Annotated in this window: 3 protein-coding genes; all 3 read left to right on the top strand. The window is 71.5% G+C overall.

Going from position 1 to position 2,569, the window contains the following annotated elements; genetic code table 11:
- The first annotated feature begins 165 nt into the window (after nucleotides 1-165).
- The 3 genes from ABT025_RS38485 (at nucleotide 166) to ABT025_RS38475 (ending at nucleotide 2,350) form a co-directional block, all read left to right on the top strand.
- Nucleotides 166-1,311, top strand: coding sequence for a GAF domain-containing sensor histidine kinase (locus ABT025_RS38485; protein ID WP_351003394.1), 1,146 nt, complete (start codon nucleotides 166-168; stop codon nucleotides 1,309-1,311).
- Nucleotides 1,304-1,948 carry a response regulator gene (locus ABT025_RS38480; RefSeq protein ID WP_351003392.1) on the top strand — a complete coding sequence of 215 codons (645 nt, stop codon included), beginning with the start codon at nucleotides 1,304-1,306 and terminating at the stop codon, nucleotides 1,946-1,948. The genes ABT025_RS38485 and ABT025_RS38480 overlap by 8 nt, the downstream gene beginning before the upstream one ends.
- Nucleotides 1,949-2,098: 150 nt before the next feature.
- The gene (locus tag ABT025_RS38475) at nucleotides 2,099-2,350 is read left to right on the top strand and encodes a chaplin family protein (RefSeq protein WP_219572718.1); all 252 of its coding nucleotides are present in this window, start codon (nucleotides 2,099-2,101) and stop codon (nucleotides 2,348-2,350) included.
- Nucleotides 2,351-2,569: the final 219 nt, after the last annotated feature.

Genomic DNA, 2,569 nt, shown 5'->3' with positions numbered 1-2,569 from the left:
GCTCCAGCACTGCCCACTGCCCGTCCGTCAGATCTCCCCGCCCCATGAACCGTGATCATTCACAGCCCAAGATCTACTTTCGATACACGGCCTAGTCCCTGCGCCCTGATCCGAGGCCGTCCGCAGGCGGATACGGGGCGAGCGGGCCGCCGGTACCGTGAGGCCATGAGCCATCGCCCACCGTCGGGCCTCGCAGCGGTGAGTGCCGCACTGCTCGCCATGAGCCGGCACCTCGAGATGCGGGACGTCCTGAAGACGATCGTCGCGTCGGCCCGCGAACTGCTGGACGCGGAGTACGCGGCCCTAGGGGTCCCCGACGACCACGGCGGCTTCGCCCAGTTCGTCGTCGACGGTGTCAGCGACGAGCAGTGGAAGGCCATCGGCCCGCTTCCGCGGCAGCACGGCATCCTCGCCGCGATGCTCCACGAGGCGAAGCCCGAGCGCCTGGCCGACGTCCGCAAAGACCCGCGCTTCGAGGGCTGGCCGGCCGCCCACCCCGACATGTCCGACTTCCTGGGACTGCCGATCAGGGACGGCGACGACATCATCGGCGCCCTCTTCCTCGCCAACAAGCGCTGCCCGAAGCCCGACGGCGGCTGCGGATTCACCGCCGAGGACGAGGAACTGCTGGCGATCCTCGCCCAGCACGCGGCGATCGCCCTCACGAACGCCCGGCTGTACGAACGCAGCCGCGAGCTCACCATCGCCGAGGAACGCTCCCGGCTCGCGCACGAGCTGCACGACGCGGTCAGCCAGAAGCTCTTCTCCCTGCGGCTCACAGCCCAGGCCGCCGCGGCCCTGGTCGACCGCGACCCGGCCCGAGCTAAGGGCGAGCTCCAGCAGGTCGCCGCCCTGGCGGCGGAGGCTGTCGACGAGCTGCGCGCCGCCGTCGTCGAACTGCGCCCCGCGGGACTCGACGAGGACGGTCTCATCGCCACCCTCCGCACCCAGATCCAGGTCCTGGACCGTGCCCACACGGCCCGGGTCACCTTCGCGAGCGTCGGTGTACGTGCCCTGCCCGCGGCCCAGGAGGAGGCACTGCTCCGGGTCTCCCAGGAGGCCCTGCACAATGCCCTGCGGCACTCGGGGGCCGGGTGCGTCGACGTCACCCTCACCCGTCGCGACGGCGCCACGGTGCTGCGGGTCACGGACGACGGACGCGGCTTCGAACCGGCGGCCACCCGCCAGGCGGGGCGGCACCTCGGCCTGGTCTCGATGCGGGACCGGGCGAGCGGTGTCGGCGGGCAGCTCACCGTTGAATCGGCGCCCGGCAAGGGCACCACGATCGAGATGGAGGTGCCCGGTGGCTGACAAGCTCATCAGGGTGCTGCTGGTCGACGACCACCAGGTGGTCCGACGCGGGCTGCGCACGTTCCTGGAGATCCAGGACGACATAGAGGTCGTCGGCGAGGCTGCCGACGGCGCCGAAGGCGTGGCCAGGACGGAGGAGCTCCGTCCCGACGTCGTGCTGATGGACATCAAGATGCCGGGCACCGACGGAATAGAGGCCCTGCGCAAGCTGCGCGAGCTGGAGAACCCGGCCAAGGTCCTGATCGTCACCAGCTTCACCGAACAGCGCACCGTCGTCCCCGCCCTGCGCGCCGGTGCCTCCGGGTACGTGTACAAGGACGTCGACCCGGACGCACTGGCCGGTGCCATCCGCTCGGTGCACGCGGGGCATGTCCTGCTCCAGCCGGAAGTGGCCGGTGCGCTGCTCGCCCAGGATCCCCCGGGTACGGGGACCGGCCGGGGGAGCACCCTCACCGAGCGGGAGCGGGAAGTACTGGGCCTGATCGCCGACGGACGGTCGAACCGGGAGATCGCACGGGCGCTGGTGCTCTCCGAGAAGACCGTCAAGACACATGTCTCGAACATCCTGATGAAGCTCGACCTGTCGGACCGCACCCAGGCGGCCCTCTGGGCCGTCCGTCACGGGGCGGCGGGCTGAACAGGAGACCGAGAGCGGGCGTCACCCTTCGGGTCCAGGTTTCACACTCCCGTGTGTACGTCACTCGAACGGCGCATCCTCTTTCGGTCCGGGGCGTTCTTCATGGCGTGCTGCGGCGGCTGGCCGCAGCGACGCTAGGAGGATCCTGAAGTGAAGAACCTGAAGAAGGCTGCTGCCGTCACCATGATCGCCGGTGGCATCATCGCCGCCGGTGCCGGCGCGGCCTCCGCCACCGGTCACAGCGGTGCCGGCGCCCACGGTGTCGCGGCCCACTCCCCGGGTGTGGCCAGCGGCAACCTCGTCCAGGTCCCGGTCCACGTGCCGGTGAACGTGGTCGGCAACACCGTCAACGTGATCGGCCTGCTCAACCCGGCCTTCGGCAACTTCGGCCTGAACGGCTGACGCGCCGCACCCACGGTGATGCCGCCGTCCGGCCCCGCAAGGGACCGGCCGGCGGCATCACGCCGTCCGCCCCTGCGCGCCCCGCGTCCCGGCCGAGAGCGGTGCCCGGACCCACCCGCCGCCGCCCGTCGGACGGCCCGGCGCCGGGCCGATATGCCGCGTCCGGGTCCCTGAACGCGTGCCAGGCCGCTTCGGGCCGTGCCGCCCCGCCCCGCGTCG

This window comes from Streptomyces sp. NPDC002809 (assembly GCF_040295435.1).
GTDB lineage: Bacteria > Actinomycetota > Actinomycetes > Streptomycetales > Streptomycetaceae > Streptomyces.
This window is presented reverse-complemented; position numbering and strand designations above follow the sequence as displayed.

Bases quoted from the DNA above. Each gene is read 5' to 3' on its own strand.
- ABT025_RS38485 (WP_351003394.1), top strand. From the start codon at position 166: ATGAGCCATCGCCCACCGTCGGGCCTCGCAGCGGTGAGTGCCGCACTG.